This window comes from Corynebacterium mendelii (assembly GCF_017307055.1).
Lineage (GTDB): Bacteria > Actinomycetota > Actinomycetes > Mycobacteriales > Mycobacteriaceae > Corynebacterium > Corynebacterium mendelii.
Window position 1 is genome coordinate 283,852 of sequence record NZ_JAFLEQ010000016.1, and the last position, 19,666, is coordinate 303,517.

Below are 19,666 nucleotides of genomic sequence, written 5' to 3' on the forward strand. Positions count from 1 at the left end.
GGGTTGCCGTGTACCAGGGGGTGACGCGGTTTTTCTCCGGACACCCGGCCAAGCGGGCCAATATCTGCACCACAAGCTTTCCGGGCACCGGGACCGAGTGGTTCCCGCACACGGCGCAGGCACGTCCACCGTTGGCGGCCGTGGACTTTCCTGCACCGGAGATAAAAGACAACTACTCTCGTCAGCGGGCACCAACAACGGGGAACCGGGAACTTTGCCGCCACCGGACCCGTTGACGAAGTGAAGGCCACAAGAGATCGGCCGGTGTAACGCGTCCGTCGCCGCCACCGGATCCGGTCCTGTCACGCACACGCCACACTGGCACTGATTGTCCGACAAGGAGGTGCAGGCCACCCGGCGGAGTTTCCTCCGTCGGCGACCGGTGATTTATGTCCCAGACACATCAGACACCCAAAGCCCGACGCCCCAGAAAGTTCGCTTCCCAGGAGCATCTGTCGGCCGAGGCGGTCGCTTCCTTCGTGGACGGCGAACTGACCCCGGCTGCCACCCACCGCGCGAAAGTCCACATGGTGCACTGCACGGAATGCCGCGGGGAAGTTGACCGCCAGCGTTTCGCCGCCGACAGGCTGCGCAGCGACAGCGAGGATATTCAGGCACCCAGCGAACTGGTGCAGAAACTGACCCGTATCGCCGTCTCCTGTCCGGCAGGCCCGGGGGCGGAGGATCTTGACCGGGAACCCGAGGGATTTCTCGGCAAAGTCGACTACCTTTACCGTGCGGTCCGCCGCACCCGTACCCGTTGAAAACCGTGGAACACCAGCCTGTGTCGGCCCGTCCCCGGACCGGTGGACCATCCTGCTGCCACCGGAAAACCCATAGCTGACCCATCCCCGGTACGACATGCCCCGGCAGGTTAAACTGGCGGGGTGTTCTCGTCTATCGGATGGCCGGAGATTTTCACCTGTCTCGTCATTGGCCTGATCGTCATCGGCCCGGAGAGGCTTCCCCGTGTCGTGGAAGACGTGCGCGCCGCGATCATTGCCGCCAGACGGGCCATCGACAACGTCAAACAGGAACTCAACGAGGAAGTCGGCGACGAGTTCAGGGAACTTGCTGAACCCATCGGCCAGATCGCCCAGCTGAGGGCCATGGGGCCGAAAGCCGCATTGACGAAAACACTGCTGGACGGGGACACCACTTTTCTGGACTCGTTTGATCCGAACAAGATCATGTCCTCGACCACAACAGCAGGTCAGGCGCAACGTGCCAGACAGCAACGGCAGCACCCGGAGACTTCCCCGGAAACGGTACGCATCCCCAGGCCTTCATCCACCGGCAAGCCGACACCCACCGCAGGCAGTAATGCGGTTCCACCCAGCCTGCAGTCCACCCAGCAGTTAGCCGGCCACAATAATCAGCACGGCCCACACAACAGCGGACCACATGCTGCACCCGCATCGCCGGACAACAATCAGGCGACAAACAGCCCCGGTGACTGGGACGACGTCATTTAGCCTGTGCCCCGGAAAAACCGGTGTTCAGTGCAACCCGAAAGACAACTTTTCGGCAACACAGGGGCTGCTCCCGTCCCGGACCCGGTTCGCGACGCGGGTCAATGACGCCATTGCTGCCGCTGGAGTGGGGTATGTCGTTCATCTTCGCAATCACTTTTTCCCGCTCTGCCCGATAAACCCGGGAAAACCCTGTGCGGGAACAAATCCTTCCCCCTCAGGAGGATGACCGAGGCCGCACACCAGTACCATCCCCTCAGCCTGTCGAGTGCTGATTGTGGGAGTTACCTTGTGCTCAGTTGCGAAAGCAGCGCGAAGATCTGCGGAAGGAACCGCGGTGGCGGTGGCAGCAGCGCCGCACCATCGTTTCTGGGAGCTGTCGCGCTCGCCCGACGGTTCGCCCCCACCGCCGATACCCGATTCGCCCCTTTGAGAAACATGGGCGAATGCGTGCAGGAGGGAAAACACCTGTCCATTCCCGGTGTCGTTGGCGTCGATGACAACCAGCGGTGCTAGTGGTGAATACAGCGTGAAACCCCCGGAACGTGTCGATATCCGGTATTCGCTTGGTGGAGTTTCCCGCCACCAAATCAACGACAACCAGCCCCGAGGTTGTCGAAAGCCCGGATACGGGGTGTCCGGCGTCGCCGATACTTGTGAAGTACTTTGCGGTCTGCGGCGGAGTAATCAAGGGCCGTTGTCATGGCATCCGCGGCCCGGTGAAACATCAAAGCACTGGGTGCTTCCCACAAAACTTCAGCTCCGGTGCACCCACGAAATTCCACTCCTGGCGCCGCTGATTGAGCAGGATGGTCTCCCGCAGATTTTTTGCCGGGGTGCTTTTTAGCGATTTATCTGAAAAATCCGGAATGGGGACAGTAACCGGTGGGGGATTGTCGAGGAAGAAATGGCCCAGAGGAACAGCGGAGAAATGGGCAAGCTCCCTCATCTTTGCTGGACCAGGGTGCTTTTCTTTGGAAGCCCAGTGGCTCCCTTCCGGAAATGTCCGGGTGGGCTCCTTGTTGGACCACCCGCTGTGTTGTCGTATCGACTCAAGCACAGCCGGCGGGGACGATGCGCTCACAAGTCACCTCCACGGGGACGGACAACGGGGGGCAAGCGGGCCTTAAAAGGGCGGGGTTGCTGATTTTTCCAGAATCCAGGTCACGGTGTCACCGCCTGATACGTCACTGTGCAGTTCATGAATGTGGTGCCGGAGTACTTGCTGACAACCGGAGCCGCGGAGGGCGGGGACTAAGAGTATCCGGCTGGTGGTGCAGACGTTGCCTGTGAAGGGGTGGCTGCGGCTTTACCCGTGGAGCTGCAGCAGTATTGCTTGCTAGCATCCGGATATGGAGCACACCACCAGACGCATCACCCTCACCGCCGTTGACGTACGGCGCAGCGCCACTGACGGGGATTTGTGGGAGGTGATGGAGCCGATGCACTTCACAGGCAATTTTTATGCCGATGGTGCCCTCTACGAACGTTCACTGGCGGAATTCACTGTCTTCCAGCGGATGTTGTTCGCGATGAACTGGATGGAATCCGAGGTGTGCAATGGCGGCTTCGACCAGTTCCTCGGCAACTCCACCGGCATGGTGTGGGCCGATGCATATGCAGGTTTCACCGCCATCGGCGACCGGGACACAGTGGACATTCTCGACGCGGTCGGTACCTGGTACGGCGGTGAGCCTGCCAAAGACAGGAAAGCCCGCCGACAGCGTCTGCAGCAACTGCGGGAGACGGATGCCCACGGGCTGCTCGAAGAGCTGGACAGCCGCTTCTACAGCGACGAGCTACTGGCCGACCGGGAGGAAAAGCAGCGTGCCTGGGTGAAAAACAATGCAGGGCAGTTCACCTTCGACGGGGAAATCCCGTCCTACGGATAGTCCGACAGCAAACCCAGCCCCGGCAATCCGATGGATGTGGCCGGAAAATACGACAAAGAAAGAATGTAATTTCAAGCCATGAACCAACCGGCAGTCCCCGGCAAAGACCGCGTCAAGCAGTTTTTCGATCATCTCGCGGCAGAAACAGCAGTCGACATCATCACCATCACCCCGCAGCCCGGGGCGGTACTGGAACGCACCGGCAGCAACTTCGGCGGATTGTTCTATCTGCCGCGCGAGTGCAGTATTCCGTGCACGGAAGCTGGCGGTCAGATGTACATGCTGGCGCAGATCAACTGCGCGGAACTGCCGGCCAACAATATCTACCCGGACACCGGAATCATGCAGTTCTGGATTGACGGCTCAGATGATGTGATGGGAATGGATTTCGAGGACATCCTCTCTGACGCGGGAAAACGGGTCATCTACCATCCTGAGATCACCGACCATCTCAGCGCCGAGGAACTGTCCGCCATCTACCGGCCGCAGAAGGCCGATGACGGGGAGTTGTATACCCCGATCTTTGAAGGCGCCCCACTGGCAATGGTCTTCACCCCGGGCAAGCAGAGCATCCGGGTCACCGACTTCCGCTTTGATGCAGTGTTTACCGAAAAGTGGAATGAGTTCTTCCCCGACTGTCCTCTCGACAATCTCTGGGAGCTCAACGACATTGACGAAGAGCTTTTCGACGCGGCCAACGAAAAATTCTGGGGCCAGGAGCAATGCCAGATCGGCGGATACGGCTCTTTTACCCAGGAAGATCCCCGCTTCGAGGACCCACTGGATGACTACACCGAGCTGCTGTTGCAGATCGAGACTGTCAACGGTCCCGGCTACGAGATGATGTGGGGTGATCTGGGAGTGGGCGGTTTCTTTGCCCGGCCACAGCAGCTCGCCGATCTGGATTTCGCCAACTGCATTTTCAACTGGGACTGCGGATAGCACGTTTGCTGGAGGCCTGTGGAAGAGGGGCAGCACCATACACCGGTGCGGCCGACTGCCGGATGTAGTGGTGGTTTGTTCCGTACAGTGGGAAATATGACTGCTACCGACACCAGCCAACCAACCGTTCTGCTGACAGGTGCTACCGGATATGTGGGGGGCCGTCTGGCCCCGTTGCTGGTAGCCCGGGGCCACCGCGTCCGGGTGCTGGTGCGCAATCCCGCTCGTTTGGCTGATCTTGGCTGGGCAGAGGATGTGGAGGTTTTCGTCGGCGATCTGTCGGATCCGGATTCGCTGGCAGGGGTTTGTGACGGCATTGATGTGGTCTACTACCTGGTCCATTCGATGGGGGATGACAAAAAGTTTCGGGAACTGGAACTGCGGTGTGCGAACAATTTGGTGGAGCAGGCCCGAACTTCCGGTGTGCAGCGGCTCATTTATTTGTCCGGCCTGCAGGATCCGGACCGGCACAGTGACCACATGGCCTCCCGGGAGGGTGTGGGACGGGTGTTTCTTGAGTCAGGTCTTTTGAGCATTGTCTTCCAGGCTGGGATTGTGGTCGGCTCCGGTTCGATTTCCTTTGAGATGATCCGCCACTTAACCGACCGTCTGCCGGTGATGGTCACCCCGAAATTCGTGCGCAACAAAGTCACCCCGATCGCCATCGGCGATGCCCTGCACTATCTTGTGCAGGCGGCCACCGCAGAGTTTCCCATCTCGCGGACGTGGGATATCGGCGGGGAAGAGGACTTGACCTACGGCGGCATGATGAACACCTACGCAGAGGTTGCGGGCCTGCGGAGAAGAATCATGATCCCGCTTCCGGTGTTCACCCCAGCCCTGGCGTCCCGTTGGGTGGGCGTGGTCACACCGGTACCCGGTGCCACGGCCAAGCCACTGATTAAATCCCTCTCGGTTGACGCGGTGGTCACTGAACGCGACATCGACGAAGTGATAGCCCGCCCGGAAGGCGGACTGACCAGTTACCGCGAAGCAATTGCCCTGGCACTTGACGAGGTGGAACTCGACCAAGTGGAGACCCGCTTCACCGATGACTACGCTGACACCGACTATGCGCCCGCCAGGCCCTTGCCGGGCGATCCTGATTGGGCCGGAAAAAAGTACTTCGTCGATACCCGCATCCGCACCACCACCGCCAGTAAAGAGCAGCTGTTTGAGGTCATTGAGTCCATCGGCGGCGCCAACGGCTGGTATTCGGTGCCACTGCTGTGGAAAATCCGCGGCTGGATCGATGTACTGGCCACCGGTCCCGGTTTGATCCGGGGCAGACGTTCGCCGACGAACCTGCGGGTGGGGGATTGCCTGGACTGGTGGACAGTCGAAAAGATCGACCGCCCCCGGACACTGCTGCTGCGGGCTGATATGCGGGTCAGCGGGGACGCCTGGCTGGAATTTAAAGTCCTCGACCGGGACGACAACGGCACCGGCTGCCGCTACCGGCACCGCGCCATATTCTTTCCGCACGGTTTGGCGGGCCTGGTCTACTGGTGGTCAATCTATCCCGCCCACGGATTCGTATTTCCCGCCATGGCCGACAATATTCTCGCCGAAGCTGAAAAACGTGCGGCAGCCGCCGGTGACCCAACTGACGGGTGAAAAAGCATCCGGTGCCCGGTTGCGGCCGGATACCACTGCACCACCTAAACCTTCCCCGACAGGGGGCCACCCGGGTTTGTGCTGCTGTCTTTTCTCGTTTGACGGGGCAGCTCAGCGTTGCACCAAGGGCACCCCGCCGGGCCGTGCGGGGCGAAACGCTCCCATTGCGGTGGTGTCATGCGACAACAGCAGCAGCCGGGATCAAGGGCAACATACGTGGCGAACGGCATGCCGTTTCACATCAGCTGACACCCATCGTCGAAACCAGCTCACACTGTCCGTCATCGTCGCCGGTGGTGTGGCCCCTGATCCTGGTGAGCAGGTGGTCATCCCTTGTGTCCCCGTGGCAGTGAACACAATAATGCTAAGACAACCTGCATCAAGCAAGCTGGAGCCGGCATCAAGCCGTCTGGCTGTGGCGGGGTTCCGGATCGTTAAAAACCCGGGCTGGACCACATACCGTCAGCTGGATGTGCCGCAGTCACACAGAGATGGGGGCTTGAGTGGCTGGTCTAACGCTGCTGGCGTGTTGCCCGGGCAAAGAGAAGATGCCGTGAGGGAAAGCAACAGTGCTTCTTTCAAGGGTTGGTTGTATCCGCAAGTTTTCCGTCGAGGTACATCCCGGTGAGGATTTCCTGCAGTTGCTCGTTGTAGAGCACATAGTTGACCGGTTGTTGTCCCGGTCTTTTAAGGGGCTGTAATTCGGCACCCAGGTACTCGGCCAGAGGGGTTGGTGACCAGTGTCCGGCCCCACCCTGCAGAACACCTGCGGCGCTGAGCCGCTGGTTGAGTTCCGCAGCAGTCGACAGGGTGTCATTGTCGTGAAGAATATTCATCGCCTGCCACCGGCGCAGAAGACCTGTGGCCGATATCGGCGGCTCAGGTGCGCCCGGCGAAGACGTCTCCGGTTGGGTTGAAACACCGGGTGCGGGGGTGCAGTGGGGGAAGACGTCCCGGGTTTTTTCCGCGTGACGGGCCAACACCGAAAACACCGGTCCCCGGTTCCACCGCACGGGTGCGCCAATGACCACAAACAGGTCCCTGGCCCTGGAAACAGCCACATTCATCAGCTGGGGATGGTCATCGATGAATCCGGACTGGGCGCTGTTTTCGCCGTAGACCGGGGAAAACACCACCACCGGCCGTTCCGCGCCCTGCAGTGCGTGGGCGGTTCCCACGGTGATGGCGGTGGCAAGATCAGCGGGCAGGTTTTTCTCGTCCGGGGCATCGTCCACCGCCTTTGAAATCGCTTTTCTGATCTTGTCGACCTGCGGTTTGAACGGTGTCACAACCGCAATCAGTTCATCTGCCGCCACAGGTTCACCGGGGTGGTACATCGCATGCAGGTGCGCGTAGTTGTCGACAATCCAGTCGGCTACTGCCCGGGCTTCGGCGGTGTTGTACCGGGAGTTGCCGAGCCGGGTGTCCTTTGATGCCGGCAGGGTAATGAACTGGATGTGTTTTTCCAAACCCTGGTCGGTCAACCTGAATGATTCTTTCGGCCGGCTGGGCTTGAGCAGACCGTCGTAGAGCAGCTTGTTGCTGAAGCCGATAATGTCCGGGTGGCAGCGGAAATGCTCCAGGAGAAGCAGCCCCGGTTGTGTTGTCGCCTGGGCTGTGCCGTGGCACCACCGGCCGGCATGGCTTGCCACCCGCATCAGGTTTGACGGATTGGATGCGGTCAGTCCCCGTTTTTTCAGGTTGTTCTGCCAGGCGCTGTCGCTGATGCCGCTTTTCCGGGCGATCTCACAGTCGGTGGTTTCGGTGAGAGTCCAGATGGGGGAGAGCTGTTTCTCATCGCCGACAACCAGGGCTCTGTCGGCCAGTGCGAACGCCGGAAGCCCCAACGGTGCACCAACCTGTCCCGCTTCATCGACGATCAGTAGATCAATGCGGTTGAGGTCGAAAGACCGCGGATGGTGCGTGTCGGTGTAGACGTGGAAATATTTCGGCAGCTGGTAGACAGTCATCACGAAACACGGGGTCAAACAGGGTGCCTGTGACCAGTAGGTGTCGTTGAAGGGGCCGGTTGTTTTGAAGCGTTCGTTTTTGTCGAAGAAGCGGTCTTTCTCTTCCAGCCAGGTGGCCTCCCAGTAGTGCGCCGCCAACCAGAATTCGGCGTAGCGGAGAGTGGTGTCGAGTACCCGGTCCAGTTCAGTAAGGCTGGTGCAGTCGGCAATCTGTGTGAGGTCGGTGCAGTCGCCGACCATGGGCAGCCGGTCGAGTCCGGCGCAGGCAAGGGAAAATTTGGGTCCCGGCCCGGATTCGGCCATGGTGTCGATGAGTGTGCACCGCACCCGGTCGATCTCAACCAGATGCCCGTGGATGATGTTTTTTACCTCCCTGATGCTCAGTTGGGGCCGGTGTGTGCCGGTGGCTTCGGTGAATCGGCTGACGAAATAGTCTTCCGCCTTTTCCAGGTAGTCGGGGGCGGTGTAGTCGGCATAGGTTTTCTGGCGTCCGGGAGTTTCCACCAGATACTGTTTTTCCGCCCGGTCGAGTTTCGCTTTCGAGGGGCAGTAAACGGCCAGCGACTTCAGCGGCTGCAAGGGGCCGGGGGAGTCTGGTGCGGGTTTGGCCGGCAGCCACCGGGTCTCCCACGGGCCCGGATTATCGGCCGCGACCGAGCTGAAGGAAGAGATGATGTTGGTGACCGCCTGATTGTTGGTGGAAGTACCCACAATCACCGGTGGGCGTTTACCGGTCAGTGCGTGGCGGGTCAAAAGATTGGCCACCACCGACTGCAGCATGGTGGTTTTGCCGGTACCGGGAGGACCGGTCACCGCTGTTACCTCGCCGGATCCGGAAGCCAGAAAACCGTGGACCGCTGTGCGCTGGGAATCAGTCAAACAATAGTTGCGGGACATCGAGCCGCAGGATTCTGCAGCCAACTGGTGGAGGCTTGTCCCGAGGGCGTCGGTGTGGGTGCGCTTTCCGGTGAAACCTACGGCCATGGTTTCAAACAACGGTGGTTTCTTATCCTGCTGGGCAAGAAACTCGTAGGTTTGCAGCAGCTCGTCGACGGCCCTGATGCGGTCGTAGACCCGGACGTAGCATTTGTCGGCGACAATGCGCATTCCGGTGGTGCCGGTGTGTTCGGCGGCGAATTCGCCGACGGATTTTCCCGCCACCCGCTCAAAGAAGTCGTGGCACAACTCAAGATGGTTGGTGACAGCCCTGGCGGGAGTGTCGGTGGGGTCGAAAGCCCGGAAGAAACTGTCCATGGTGCCGACGGTGATGTTCTCGGGGGTGATACCCGGGGACAGGAGGTTTGCGGCCGGAATCCAGGGGTTGCTGCCGAAAACCCAGGCGGCCTCGATGGTGCCGTCTCTCCACAGTTCGGCGGCCAGAGTCAAAATCCCGGTCTTTTTTTTGCCGCTGACGGCCGTGACCGGCGAGATCGCCACCGACAGGGTTTCCGGCGGGGTGAACTTGGGCTTGTGGTTGGCTGCGGCGTGGGCTGCAAACAGTTTGTCGGCTTTGTCCTGTGGTATCTGGGCTGCGGCCAGGCATTCCGGTGAAACCGTGATGTAGTCGGAACCGCTGTAGGTGACGGCACCCAAATCGCCCCGGCGCAGTACCCGGGAAAAATAGTCGATGATGCAGTCGGTGGACACATCATCTTCCGGTTGCCGGTCATCGTTGCCGCCCGTGGCCGGGACCGTTTGTTCGGCCCGCTTGTTTCCAGGTTCGTCATCCTTATCCGGGGCAGGGGCCTGGATGGCGGAGGAGAAGGCTTTTTTCAAACGGTTGAACACTGGTTGTCCTTCGGGGAGAAAACGGCTCTGGGAAGCGGGCTTGCTTCAACTCTAGGCAACAACCCCGGTATCAGGTGAAATGTGCTACCGAAAAAGTTTTCTATTCACCGGCTTCGGCGGTGAACCTTGAAAGGGGTGCTTTGACTGATCATCTGTGCCCGAACGTGCAGTTGATCATCGTCGACCAGGCCGCGGTGTTGGCCAATAACCTCCCGGTGGGCAGCGGTGACAAGCGTGTCAGGGGAGAAAACGGATGTTTGTGCCGTCGCTGATCAGCCGGGCGTAGTCGGTGAGTTCCTTTTCACTGACGGTGCCGCCGTGTCGGGTGAATACCTCCCGGATGGCCTCTTTGATGCGCTCCTGTGGCTGACCCTGCCAGCAGCGGTAAAGTGTTTGAAACTCCCGGTTCAAGCTATCGGCGCATTCCTCCACTGCCGGTTGGACAATCCGGCCCAGTTCCTTGTCATCCGGCTCGAATCTCATGGGCGGCACCTCCTTCGTGCATGTGGCGGTGAGAATAGCACCCGGCAAATCCCCGGCCATTGTCGTCTTGTCAGTTGCGGAAGAAGTTCAAGAGACCCCCGACGGCGGCGGTGAAAAGCCCGGTGGGCCGGTGCTCCCGGGCAGCTATGGCCTGCAGGTTGGCTGCCAGCACACCGGTGCCGGCGGTGTGAGGGGCAAGGCTCTCGGGCAACTTCACTGCCACCCCGTAGGATTCGGTTAATCGCCACAGGGTTTCCACCAGGGGTGCGGGGTGGGAATATCGTGCAGTTGGTCCAGCAGTCCCAGCAGAACCTGCAGCATGCGAAGGCCCGTCACCGGGGAAATCTCGGCTGCCTGCCGGATCGTATCGGCCACCCGGGAAGCTGTGATATTGCCGCCTTCAAGCAGGCTGGAAAGCTCACAAGACAACAGCACCGGATCGACACGATTCCGATCCGCCAGAGCAGCCATGGTTTCTGCCGCCGCAATACGCTGCACCGGATCTTTGGCACCTGCGGCAAGACCCAGTGCCGAGTAAGTGGGCCGTTCCGGTAGATACCGGGATCCGGCCAAACCAGCCAACACCGCACCGGTGCCGTTGAGGGGGGCCGACTCGGTGGCCGCAGCCAGTAGCGGGTGGGCGTGGGCGGCAAGAATATCCGGGTTGTACTGGACAATCCAGGCCAGCCATTCCATGACCGTGTGCCAGTCAGCCATCTGGTCGGCAAGTTTTTTTGACAAGTGTCCCGTACTGGTCGGCGTGGCTGAAATCGAGCAGTTTCCGGGCTGGTGTGACCCTGGAGCCACCGGTGTCTTGTCCGTTGATGCGCCACAGCGGAAGGGTGGTGGTCTCATAGCGGATGTGCAACGTCACCTGCTCTTTGCGCCAGGCGAATGGTTGGTGGGCAAGCGGGGTGTCAATCAGGCGTTTGTTGCCTGCCTCGCCTTTGCCGAGCCAGAAAATCTGGTCGATGAGGATCCCGTACACCGACTCCCCGCGCTGCGGCTCAAGGCTGTAGTTGTTTCTCTGCCGGTTCCAGGTGGAATGCATCAGGGTGCGGATGGGTTTGTGGCCGGGCAGAATTTTCGAGCAGATCGCCGTCCGCAGATCAGCGATATCCGCCAACCTGGGTGCGGCCACGATTTTTTCCGCCCGGGCGGTGACACCCGGTACGGGGACGCCCACCCCGTGACAGGCCCAGTGGATCAAAAGCTGCAGCAAATTCTCCCCACTGCAGTTGTGCGCCATAATCTGCTGGATAATCAGCTCTTCCCCGCCGGCACCATCCACTGGTGCAAGCGTTTGCACCTTTTCTTTTGGCATGCTGGCTGTGGGCGGCGGCAGCATACCCACCCAAGAGGCGGTGGTTGACGGCCCGGTAGTTGAATAAACAGGGGATTGGGGGCTGGCGGTGACTCTGCCGGGGTTTCCGCCGGCCAGCTTGTGGTTGACTGCGATGGCGCGCAGCTGAAGGGGAAGATCATCGACAACCGGTGACACCTGCTGCTGTATTGCCGGAAGCAGTACGGGATAGCGGTCTGCAATCCCGGCAAGCAGCAGCTGCGCTTTGAGAAGCTTTTTTCCTGCCGGACAAGTACCGCCGAACCCACCTCAATCAAGCGCTCGCACTGCAGCTGGTCGAGTTCCCCGACCACCTTTGCCAGCAAATCCAGCGCCATCCCCACCGATGCTGACGGGGTGGCGGCAACAACCGCCAGATAACGGTCGAAGCGGTTCATGATATCGATGATGTCCGGGCTGAGAGCCAGATGCGCTTTCCTGGACCACTGGCATTTTATGGCCTTAAAGTCCCGCAGCAGACCTTCCACGCTGGCACCCAGCAGGCGCTGGCGAAGAGCGGGATCAGTTTTGCCCAACAGGGCTAAAACAGGCTTCCAGTGGGAGGCGAAGATGTAAAGCGCCTCGCGGCAGTTGCCCATCTCCTCCACCCGGAAGGTAGCGGGAAGATCGGTGGCGGTAAACCGCCTACGCGACAGCAGGCGATCCACAGCCATCTGCGGGCTTTGGGGTTGGTCGGGTGTGCCGTCGGCGATCAAATTATCCCCCATTGCCAGGATAAAAGCCCGCAGATACGCCGGGGTGGCGTCCAGATCATCGATCTGCGGCAGCTCAACCAGCACATTGAACGGAATCAGCACGAAGGTGGCCAGTTGCTCTATCAGGTGGGTATCACGGGTGCATACCGCCGCCAGGAAAGCCCGGGTCCGCAGTGGCTGCAGATGAGGACCACCTGTGGCGTGCGCGTCAAAGAGCTTGCCGGGCTTGGGGAAAACATGGAGAGATAACCGAGCACTTCGCCGAAGCTTCCCAACCCGCCCAGCAGATACAAATCAGCTGCTGACAGATCCTTCTTGTCGGTCGACTCAAGAAGGGGAGCCAAGCAGCGTGCAAGCTGCGCTCTTTCCCGCTCACCGGCCCCGGCCACAATTGCGTGCAGTTTTTCCCAATCGGTGCGTAATCCATCCACCAGGTACTGGTCCAGCAGCACCTGCCGGTCGGCCGCGGGCAGGTTCGCAGCAGAAGTAAGGGGTGGATTCACGGTGTGCCGGCATGGTGGCTCATTTCCGGTTCAAAGGAGACAAAGTGGGGTTGGAATTGGAATAAAAATCGACCCCGACTCCGACTGGAAGCAGTCTGTGCCGGCGCGCCGGGGGAAGGGGCAGGGGAGAGAGAAAAACAACAACAGCCCGCCGGAAAAAGAATTGTCATCCGGGGGCTGTGGTGTTTGTCGGCCGGTGGTGTGGTCCGTGGCGTGTTTTTTTAAGGGTTGGTCACCCCGAGGTTCAGTGACTTTCCTGCCAGGGAATCATCTTTGTCGCGGACCACCAGTTTGTCGGCGATTTTGCCGATCTCTTCCGCCGCAGGCGACTCCGGGTGGCTGATCACCAGTGGTACCCCGACATCCCCGCCGGCCCGCAATGCAGGATCCAGCGGAACCTCACCCAAAAGCGGAATTTCCACACCGGTGAGAATCGACAACCGGTCGGCCACCGACTGTCCGCCACCGGCGCCGAAAACATCGACCACCTGGCCGTCGGGCATGACCATCGCGCCCATGTTCTCGATGACACCGGCGATTTTCTGGTTGGTCTGCTGGCAGATCGAGCCCGCACGTTCGGCGACCTCTGCGGCAGCGGCCTGCGGGGTGGTGACAATCAGCAGCTCCGCATTGGGCACCAGCTGGGCCACAGTGATGGCCACATCGCCGGTGCCGGGGGGAAGATCAAGCAGCAGCACATCCAGATCGCCCCAGAACACGTCGCACAAAAACTGGTTGATCGCCCGGTGCAGCATCGGTCCGCGCCAGATGACAGGGGAGTTGCCTTCCACGAAATGCCCGATGGAGATCATCTTCACTCCGTGGGCCACCGGCGGCATGATCATCTCGTCGACCTGGTGGGGGGCTTCACCGGAACCGAGCATTTTCGGCACCGAGTGGCCGTAGATGTCGGCGTCGAGCACCCCGACACTCAATCCCTTTTTCGCCAATGCCGCCGCCAGGTTGACGGTCATCGACGATTTGCCGACCCCGCCTTTGCCGGAGGCCACCGCATACACCCGGGTGGTGTTGCCGGGTTTGGTGAAAGGCACCACCCCGTCATGGCCGCCGGGGCCGCGGAGTTTGCTCTTCAACTCCCGGCGCTGCTCGTCGGTGAACACATCGGTGGTGACGGTGACTTCACCGATCCCGGGGATTTCTTTGAGCACTTCCTCGGTGTTTTTCACCAGGGTGGTTTTCATCGGGCAGCCGGCAATCGTGAGATAGATTTCGACTGCGACATCATCGCCGGTGATGGACACTGATTTGATCATGCCCAGTTCCGTCAGGGGCCGGCCGATCTCCGGGTCCTCGACCCGGGCCAGCGCCTCGTTGACTTTGCTTTCGGTAATCTTCTCGCTCACGCGCGCAAGTCTACCCGGCAGCACCCGGGGAACCGAAGACGAGCCGCGACCGGGGCGGCATCCGGTATGCGCCGACTGGGCAGTCAGCCACCGGTTGTCAGTCGTCGTCGTGGTCGGCGCCGTGGCGGGGTTTTTCCAGATGCCGGTTGCTGTCGGCGCCCTGGGCTTCCCGGCGGCGGGACGCCCACTCGTCGTCGATCTTCGATTCCAGGCGCTCAATCAGTTCGGTGAGATCCTCCAGCTCGTGGCGCAGATAGTCACGGGTGACCCCCTCGCCGACAGCCAGCCTGACACTGGCCAGTTCCCGGGCCAGAAACTCGGTGTCGGCTTTGGTTTGTTCACTGCGCCGCCGGTCCTCGGCCAACGACACCCGGTCCCGGTCTTCCTGCCGGTTCTGGGCCAGAAGGATCAGGGGTGCGGCATAGGCGGCCTGGGTGGAAAACGCCAGGTTGAGCAAAATGAACGGGTACGGATCCCAGCGGCCCGCCCAGGCGACGGCGTTGAGTGCGATCCACATGGCCACAAACACCGTCTGCCAGAACAGGTATTCACCGGTGCCGAAAAACCGGGCGACTTTCTCGGCCATGGCGCCGACGGAGTCGCCGTCGATTTTCAGTAGTTTGCGTCGCTGACCGGCAAGGGGGGTGTCAAGGTCGCTGCGTTTGTTTTCGGCCATGGGGACCTTCCTTGTCGGTGCCGGAAAAGAAATGAGGGGTCAGAAAAAAGAATAGAAAAAGCCTGCCGCCACCGGGCAACCGGCCCGGCAGGGACCGGGGAGCGGTTTTTCAGGGGTCAGCGAAACAGCGGTTGCCGGGTGTCGTCGTCGGTGCGCAGGTCCTTGTCGCGCCAGCCCTCGGGCAGCATGTGGTCGAGCAGGTCATCGACGGCCACCGCGCCCAAAAGATGCTTGTCCTCGTCGAGCACCGGCCCGCACACCAGGTTGTAGGTGGCGAAAAACCGGGCGGCTGTTTCCTGGTCATCATCGGCCAAAAGAGCCGGAAGATCAGGATCCAGCACCCCGCCGACCAGTGAGGACGGTGGTTCCCGCAGCAGCCGCTGCAGGTGCACGCAGCCCAAGTACTTGCCGGTGGGGGTGGCCGTCGGCGGCCGCACCACAAACACCATCGACGACAGGGAAGTCGGAAGATCGGGATCCCGGGCCATGGCCAGAGCCTCGGCGACGGTGGTCTGCGGGGTGGTCACCAGCGGCTCCGGGGTCATCAGGGCGCCGACGGTGTTGTCGGAGAAGTTCATCAGGCGCCGAACCGGTGCTGATTCCTCCGGATCCATCAGCTCCAGCAGCACATCGGCTTTTTCATCGGGCAGCTCGCCCAAAAGGTCGGCCGCATCATCCGGATCCATCTCCTCGAGCACGTCGGCGGCGCGTTCGATATCGAAGGCCTCCAGAAGCTGGGCCTGCTTTTCTTCGCTCAGCTCCTGCATAATGTCGGCCAGGCGTTCATCGTCGAGTTCCTGGGCGATTTGTTCGCGCTGGTGGGCGGGAAGCTCATACATTTTCAGCGCCACATCCGCCGGGCGCATGTCCTCGAATTCGGCGATCATCTCGGCGGTGGCATTCGACTGGCCGACACCGCCGGCACCGATGCCGTGCACATCATTCCACGGCACAATCTCCAGCTTCGGACGGCGCCCGAATTTGGGTTTCTCGGTAAACACCGCCACCCGGGAGATCACCCAGTCGCGGGTGCGGGTGCGTTCCAGTTCAATGTCGGCGATCTCCAGCGCCCGGCCCTTCAACTCCGGGTGCTCCGGATCGTCGACATGCACCTTCGAGCCGATCAGATCACCCATGATCGTCAGCTCACCGATGCGGGAGGAATAGCCCCGCATCGAAATCGATCCGGTCACCAGCGTGATGTCCTGCGGCTCGATCGCGGCGATACGCAGCATGGGCAAAAAGATGCGTTTGCTTCCCACCATCTCCACCACCAGGCCCAAAGCCCGGGAGACCGACCCGGTCTGGCGGACGGTGACAACCACATCCCTGACACGGCCGATCGCGTCGGCGTCGGGGCCGCGGACAACCATGCCTGCAAGGCGTCCGGCATACACACGGGTGATAGCGCTCATAGCGGCCAAGTCTACCGGTTCACCCGCCGGCGCCCCCATTTGCTTTCCCGTCCGCCGCACAGCCGCCGGTGTGGCCCGCGGCTAAGAGGGCCGACGTGCGGGAGACGGCAACACAAGCCGGGTGCGGGAACATAACCGGGTGGCCGGTACGTTGGGTTATAAGGACCGACGAAAACCCTGTGCGGGTCCACTGCCTGTCCCACCCCGCGTTTTTTCGCTCAGCAGCTGCAGAAAAAGACGGTCAGGGTGCGGCCGCAGCCGGAAAGCCCGCACGGTCAGTGTCGTTTTGCCACAAAGAATCCTCCACCCGCCAACGAGCAGAAGAAGTGATGGCCATGACCACCCCCCGCGATGACAATTCCGGCCACCGAGACACACCGCAGCAGGGCCAGTCACAGCCTGACACCCCCGAGACCACCAACCCCCCGGCGATCGGTTTCCACTACGGCTTCGTCGACGACAGCGGTGACAGCGACGACCGGCACCAGCACGACGGAAAGTCCGCTGGGCAAGCAGACGACGCAGACCCCGCCGACCGGCCGGCTGGCGCCGACCGGCCGCGTACCACCCAGCCGGTGGGCAACCGGTCGTCGGCCGCCCGCCGGGAATCGTCGCGCGGGATCGGTAACCCCGGCGATGACCGGGTGTGGAACAGGCCCGGGCTTTTGGGCGGCAGGAACAAAAACAACTCTTCCCGCCCACCGAAAGCCCCGGCCGGCGGCGGGTGGCGTGACCGGGAAGAACAAAACGGTGCAGCACCGGACGGTGGTGCAGCACCCGGCCGGGTGCCCGGCAAACAGAGCCCGGCACCGGTCAAAGCCATGCCCGCAGGATGGCCGGTGGGATCGTTTACCAGCTACGCCGAGGCCCAGGCGGCGGTGGACATGCTCAGCGACGACGGGGACTTCCCGGTTAAGGACATCTCGATTATCGGGGTGGATCTGATGGAGGTCGAAAAAGTCGTCGGCCGTCTCAGCTGGGGCAAAGTCCTGGGCCGGGGGGCACTTTCGGGGGCGTGGATGGGCCTGTTCATCGGGCTGTTGATCAGCATGTTCCAAACCGAACTGGTCGCCCCGCTGGTCGCCGGTTTGGCCATGGGCGTGGTTTTCGGACTGGTCACCGCCGGTGTGCCCTACGCCATGAGCCGAGGCACCAGGGATTTCGCCACCACCACGGAAATCATCGCCAACCGCTACGACGTGATCTGCGCCCCCGACTCAGCCCGCCGGGCACGGGATCTGATCAGCCGCCACCGCCACAACCGCCGGTAGCTGCCGTTTCCTTTCGTGCCGGTGGAAAAACAGGCCGTGCGGTTTTGTTGAACAACCGGTGCAGCGGGTGGGTGGTGTTTCCCTAGAGCCATTTGGCCCGGCGCATGAACACGTACATCGTCAGCACGCACACCGCCATCACCGCCAGGGTGATGAAATAGCCGTAGTGGGTGGCAAGCTCCGGCATGTTCTCGAAGTTCATCCCGTAGATGCCGGCAATCATCGTCGGCGGGGCGACCATCCCGACCAGCGCGGAGATTTTGCGCATGTCCTCGTTTTGCTGGATGGAAATCATCGCCACGCCGGCGTCGATGAGCGCGGTCAGCCGTTCGTCGAGGGAAGCGACCATATCCACGGCAATCAGCTCGTGGTCGAGGACGTCACGGAAGTAGGAGCGCAGCGGTTTGGAGAAGATATCCCGGTGCGACTCAATCAGCGACCGCATCGCCTGCGCCAGCGGATCAATCGAATGGCGCATCTCCAGGATCTCCCGTTTCAGGGTGTAGATCTGTTCGATGGCGAACGCCTGCTCCGGGTCAAAGACATCGTCTTCGAGTTCGTCGACGTCGCTTTGCAGCTCGGCGGCGATGCGCAGATATTCGTCGACCAGGTTGTCGGCGATCATCCAGGCGATGACCGGCGGGCCGAGCAGGCACTGTTCCGGGGCGTTTTTCATCACCTGGCGGATGGCCCTGATCGTCGACGGTTTGCCGTGCCGGATGGTGATGATGAAATCGGGGCCGATGATCATCTGCACCTCACCGGTTTCGATGATCTCCTTGGTGTCGTGGACGGTCTCGTGGTCCCGGTAGGAGATGCTGCGGACCACGAAAAACAGCTGGTTGTCGTAGCGTTCAACCTTGGGCCGCTGGTGGGCGGTGACCGCGTCCTCGGCGATGAGTTCGTGGACATCGTAGGCGCGGGCGATATCCATCATCTGGTCCTGTGACGGTTCCAAAAGCCCCAGCCACACCCAGCCGCTTCCCGTCGAGCGCACATGCGCCAGTGCTTCATCGTGGGAGAAATCCCCCTCCACCAGTTTCCCGTCGCCGTCGTAGACAGAACACCGCTCCACCGCTTCTTCCAGGGTGTCGGGTATCTGGTCGCGGGCGGGCGGGGTGCGGCGGAGATCTTTCGGGGCGCTCACGGTATCAAACAACACTTTCTCGGGGGAAAAACGCTACTCCGGGCGACGGGCGGGCCGGAAAAAACAACAACCAACATACGGTCTGGGGGCCGAGGATAAAAACCGCCCCGGGAAAACACGCGGTGATGGTGTGGCACAGTTGTTCACCGCTGCCCCCGCATGGTGCCAACCAGCCGCGGGGTGTGCCCGGGATTGGTGCGCGGCGGAGCGGACGGTGCGATCACCGCTAAACTGGGGGAGAACACACCAACGGGTCACCCCCCACCGGTCCCCGGGGCGCATGCCGCCTTGTCTTCGGTGACCGGTACCGGCAGGAAAGGACCACCAAGCCAGTGGAGTCTCGTAGAAGCGTTGTCCGCGCCACACTGCTTGCCGCTGCGGCAACGGTGGCCTGCGGCACGGTGGCCGGCTGCGCCGAGGAACCGGGACCTGATCCGTTGGATTCCGATTTCCGGCCGATCAGGATATCGGTCAACGCCAATTCCGAGGAACAGCGCATCCTCGGCGAAATCTATCAGCGGGCGCTCAACAATGCCGGCCACGGGGCGTACCTGTCCATGGAGACCGTGCCGGTGGACCACCACCGGCTGCACCGGCTCAACGAGCTATCCGGTGACCTGATTGTCGGCTGCACCGGGGAACTGCTCAACCAGCTCAACCCGGTGCAGGCGCAGCGCCTGTCCACCGAGTGGGTGGCCGCCACCACCGGTGCGACGCAGGGGGAGCTGAAAAACTCCGGTGACTGGCGGGAAAAGGTCTACCAGGCCATGGTGGGGTCCCTGCCGGGCAACATGCTGGCCTCTGATCCGTCGAATGCGATCGGCTGCGACGACTATGACGGTCCGCCGCTGCCGCAGCACATTGTTCCCGTCTACCGCAAACCGATGCTCGACCGGGGCGACAGACTGATTCTGAACAAAGTCGGCGGCACCATCACCACCGCGGATATCGAGGAGCTGGTGAAAAAAGCCCGCCGGGAAGGCTCGGTGGGCTTCGCCGTCACCGGCTACATGGCCGACAACGATTTGTAGCCGGGACCCGGCGGCGGCCACAGGCCCAGCCCGGGGG

At 61.5% G+C, this 19,666-nt stretch carries 19 protein-coding genes; 7 read left to right on the forward strand and 12 right to left on the reverse strand.

Annotated elements, in window-relative coordinates; translation table 11 throughout:
* Positions 1-389 precede the first annotated feature (389 nt).
* On the forward strand, positions 390-764 hold the full coding sequence (locus JZY06_RS09670) for an anti-sigma factor family protein (protein WP_207279330.1): 375 nt from the start codon (positions 390-392) through the stop codon (positions 762-764).
* Positions 765-887: 123 nt separating this feature from the next.
* Positions 888-1,475 carry a Sec-independent protein translocase protein TatB gene (tatB, locus tag JZY06_RS12640; RefSeq protein WP_207279331.1) on the forward strand — a complete coding sequence of 196 codons (588 nt, stop codon included), beginning with the start codon at positions 888-890 and terminating at the stop codon, positions 1,473-1,475.
* A 724-nt stretch (positions 1,476-2,199) separates the two neighbouring features.
* Here tatB and JZY06_RS09680 read toward each other — a convergent pair.
* Positions 2,200-2,421: a hypothetical protein gene (locus JZY06_RS09680; protein WP_207279332.1), complete on the reverse strand. Its 222-nt coding sequence runs from the start codon at positions 2,419-2,421 to the stop codon at positions 2,200-2,202.
* A 403-nt stretch (positions 2,422-2,824) separates the two neighbouring features.
* Between JZY06_RS09680 and JZY06_RS09685 the strand changes: the two genes are divergently transcribed.
* The 3 genes from JZY06_RS09685 (at position 2,825) to JZY06_RS09695 (ending at position 5,923) form a co-directional block, all read left to right on the forward strand.
* Complete coding sequence (locus JZY06_RS09685) at positions 2,825-3,364, forward strand: DMP19 family protein (RefSeq protein ID WP_207279333.1); 540 nt, start codon at positions 2,825-2,827, stop codon at positions 3,362-3,364.
* Positions 3,365-3,442: 78 nt separating this feature from the next.
* The gene (locus JZY06_RS09690; protein ID WP_207279334.1) at positions 3,443-4,306 is read left to right on the forward strand and encodes a YwqG family protein; all 864 of its coding nucleotides are present in this window, start codon (positions 3,443-3,445) and stop codon (positions 4,304-4,306) included.
* Positions 4,307-4,402: 96 nt separating this feature from the next.
* Positions 4,403-5,923, forward strand: coding sequence for an SDR family oxidoreductase (locus tag JZY06_RS09695; protein ID WP_207279335.1), 1,521 nt, complete (start codon positions 4,403-4,405; stop codon positions 5,921-5,923).
* Positions 5,924-6,501: 578 nt separating this feature from the next.
* Here the strand turns inward: JZY06_RS09695 and JZY06_RS09700 are convergent.
* The 10 genes from JZY06_RS09700 to JZY06_RS09745 all read right to left on the reverse strand — a co-directional run bounded on the left by JZY06_RS09700 (position 6,502) and on the right by JZY06_RS09745 (position 16,180).
* On the reverse strand, positions 6,502-9,681 hold the full coding sequence (locus JZY06_RS09700) for a DEAD/DEAH box helicase (protein ID WP_207279336.1): 3,180 nt from the start codon (positions 9,679-9,681) through the stop codon (positions 6,502-6,504).
* Between the two features lie 237 nt (positions 9,682-9,918).
* The gene (locus JZY06_RS09705) at positions 9,919-10,164 is read right to left on the reverse strand and encodes a hypothetical protein (protein WP_207279337.1); all 246 of its coding nucleotides are present in this window, start codon (positions 10,162-10,164) and stop codon (positions 9,919-9,921) included.
* Positions 10,165-10,234: 70 nt separating this feature from the next.
* Positions 10,235-10,381, reverse strand: coding sequence for a hypothetical protein (locus JZY06_RS09710; RefSeq protein ID WP_207279338.1), 147 nt, complete (start codon positions 10,379-10,381; stop codon positions 10,235-10,237).
* A gap of 20 nt (positions 10,382-10,401) precedes the next feature.
* Positions 10,402-10,881 carry a DUF7825 domain-containing protein gene (locus JZY06_RS09715; protein WP_207279339.1) on the reverse strand — a complete coding sequence of 160 codons (480 nt, stop codon included), beginning with the start codon at positions 10,879-10,881 and terminating at the stop codon, positions 10,402-10,404.
* Positions 10,874-11,413 (reverse strand): hypothetical protein, encoded by a 540-nt coding sequence (locus JZY06_RS09720; RefSeq protein ID WP_207279340.1) that lies wholly within the window; start codon positions 11,411-11,413, stop codon positions 10,874-10,876. The genes JZY06_RS09715 and JZY06_RS09720 overlap by 8 nt, the downstream gene beginning before the upstream one ends.
* A 14-nt stretch (positions 11,414-11,427) precedes the next feature.
* On the reverse strand, positions 11,428-12,324 hold the full coding sequence (locus tag JZY06_RS09725) for a hypothetical protein (protein WP_207279341.1): 897 nt from the start codon (positions 12,322-12,324) through the stop codon (positions 11,428-11,430).
* Between the two features lie 20 nt (positions 12,325-12,344).
* Positions 12,345-12,725 carry a hypothetical protein gene (locus JZY06_RS09730; RefSeq protein ID WP_207279342.1) on the reverse strand — a complete coding sequence of 127 codons (381 nt, stop codon included), beginning with the start codon at positions 12,723-12,725 and terminating at the stop codon, positions 12,345-12,347.
* A 221-nt stretch (positions 12,726-12,946) separates the two neighbouring features.
* A complete protein-coding gene (locus JZY06_RS09735) occupies positions 12,947-14,089 on the reverse strand; it encodes an Mrp/NBP35 family ATP-binding protein (protein WP_207279343.1) in 1,143 nt (380 codons plus the stop codon).
* Between the two features lie 97 nt (positions 14,090-14,186).
* Positions 14,187-14,765, reverse strand: a complete 579-nt coding sequence (locus JZY06_RS09740) for a DUF1003 domain-containing protein (RefSeq protein ID WP_207279344.1) — start codon at positions 14,763-14,765, stop codon at positions 14,187-14,189.
* A 116-nt stretch (positions 14,766-14,881) separates the two neighbouring features.
* Positions 14,882-16,180, reverse strand: coding sequence for a magnesium transporter MgtE N-terminal domain-containing protein (locus JZY06_RS09745; protein ID WP_207279345.1), 1,299 nt, complete (start codon positions 16,178-16,180; stop codon positions 14,882-14,884).
* A gap of 821 nt (positions 16,181-17,001) precedes the next feature.
* On the opposite strand from JZY06_RS09745, the gene JZY06_RS09750 reads away from it, so the two are divergent.
* On the forward strand, positions 17,002-17,451 hold the full coding sequence (locus JZY06_RS09750; protein WP_242516925.1) for a general stress protein: 450 nt from the start codon (positions 17,002-17,004) through the stop codon (positions 17,449-17,451).
* 82 nt (positions 17,452-17,533) lie between these two features.
* On the opposite strand, the gene corA is transcribed toward JZY06_RS09750, so the two are convergent.
* Positions 17,534-18,598, reverse strand: a complete 1,065-nt coding sequence (gene corA, locus JZY06_RS09755) for a magnesium/cobalt transporter CorA (RefSeq protein ID WP_330617253.1) — start codon at positions 18,596-18,598, stop codon at positions 17,534-17,536.
* Positions 18,599-18,930: 332 nt separating this feature from the next.
* Between corA and JZY06_RS09760 the strand changes: the two genes are divergently transcribed.
* Complete coding sequence (locus JZY06_RS09760) at positions 18,931-19,629, forward strand: hypothetical protein (protein ID WP_207279347.1); 699 nt, start codon at positions 18,931-18,933, stop codon at positions 19,627-19,629.
* Positions 19,630-19,666: the final 37 nt, after the last annotated feature.

Excerpts from the sequence above, each read along its gene's own strand:
- JZY06_RS09670 (WP_207279330.1), top strand. The coding sequence starts at position 390 with ATGTCCCAGACACATCAGACACCCAAAGCCCGACGCCCCAGAAAGTTC.
- JZY06_RS09680 (WP_207279332.1), bottom strand. The coding sequence starts at position 2,421 with ATGAGGGAGCTTGCCCATTTCTCCGCTGTTCCTCTGGGCCATTTCTTC.
- JZY06_RS09685 (WP_207279333.1), top strand. The coding sequence starts at position 2,825 with ATGGAGCACACCACCAGACGCATCACCCTCACCGCCGTTGACGTACGG.
- JZY06_RS09690 (WP_207279334.1), top strand. The coding sequence starts at position 3,443 with ATGAACCAACCGGCAGTCCCCGGCAAAGACCGCGTCAAGCAGTTTTTC.
- JZY06_RS09695 (WP_207279335.1), top strand. The coding sequence starts at position 4,403 with ATGACTGCTACCGACACCAGCCAACCAACCGTTCTGCTGACAGGTGCT.
- JZY06_RS09705 (WP_207279337.1), bottom strand. The coding sequence starts at position 10,164 with ATGAGATTCGAGCCGGATGACAAGGAACTGGGCCGGATTGTCCAACCG.
- JZY06_RS09715 (WP_207279339.1), bottom strand. The coding sequence starts at position 10,881 with ATGGCTGACTGGCACACGGTCATGGAATGGCTGGCCTGGATTGTCCAG.
- JZY06_RS09720 (WP_207279340.1), bottom strand. The coding sequence starts at position 11,413 with ATGGCGCACAACTGCAGTGGGGAGAATTTGCTGCAGCTTTTGATCCAC.
- JZY06_RS09740 (WP_207279344.1), bottom strand. The coding sequence starts at position 14,765 with ATGGCCGAAAACAAACGCAGCGACCTTGACACCCCCCTTGCCGGTCAG.
- JZY06_RS09745 (WP_207279345.1), bottom strand. The coding sequence starts at position 16,180 with ATGAGCGCTATCACCCGTGTGTATGCCGGACGCCTTGCAGGCATGGTT.
- JZY06_RS09750 (WP_242516925.1), top strand. The coding sequence starts at position 17,002 with ATGCCCGCAGGATGGCCGGTGGGATCGTTTACCAGCTACGCCGAGGCC.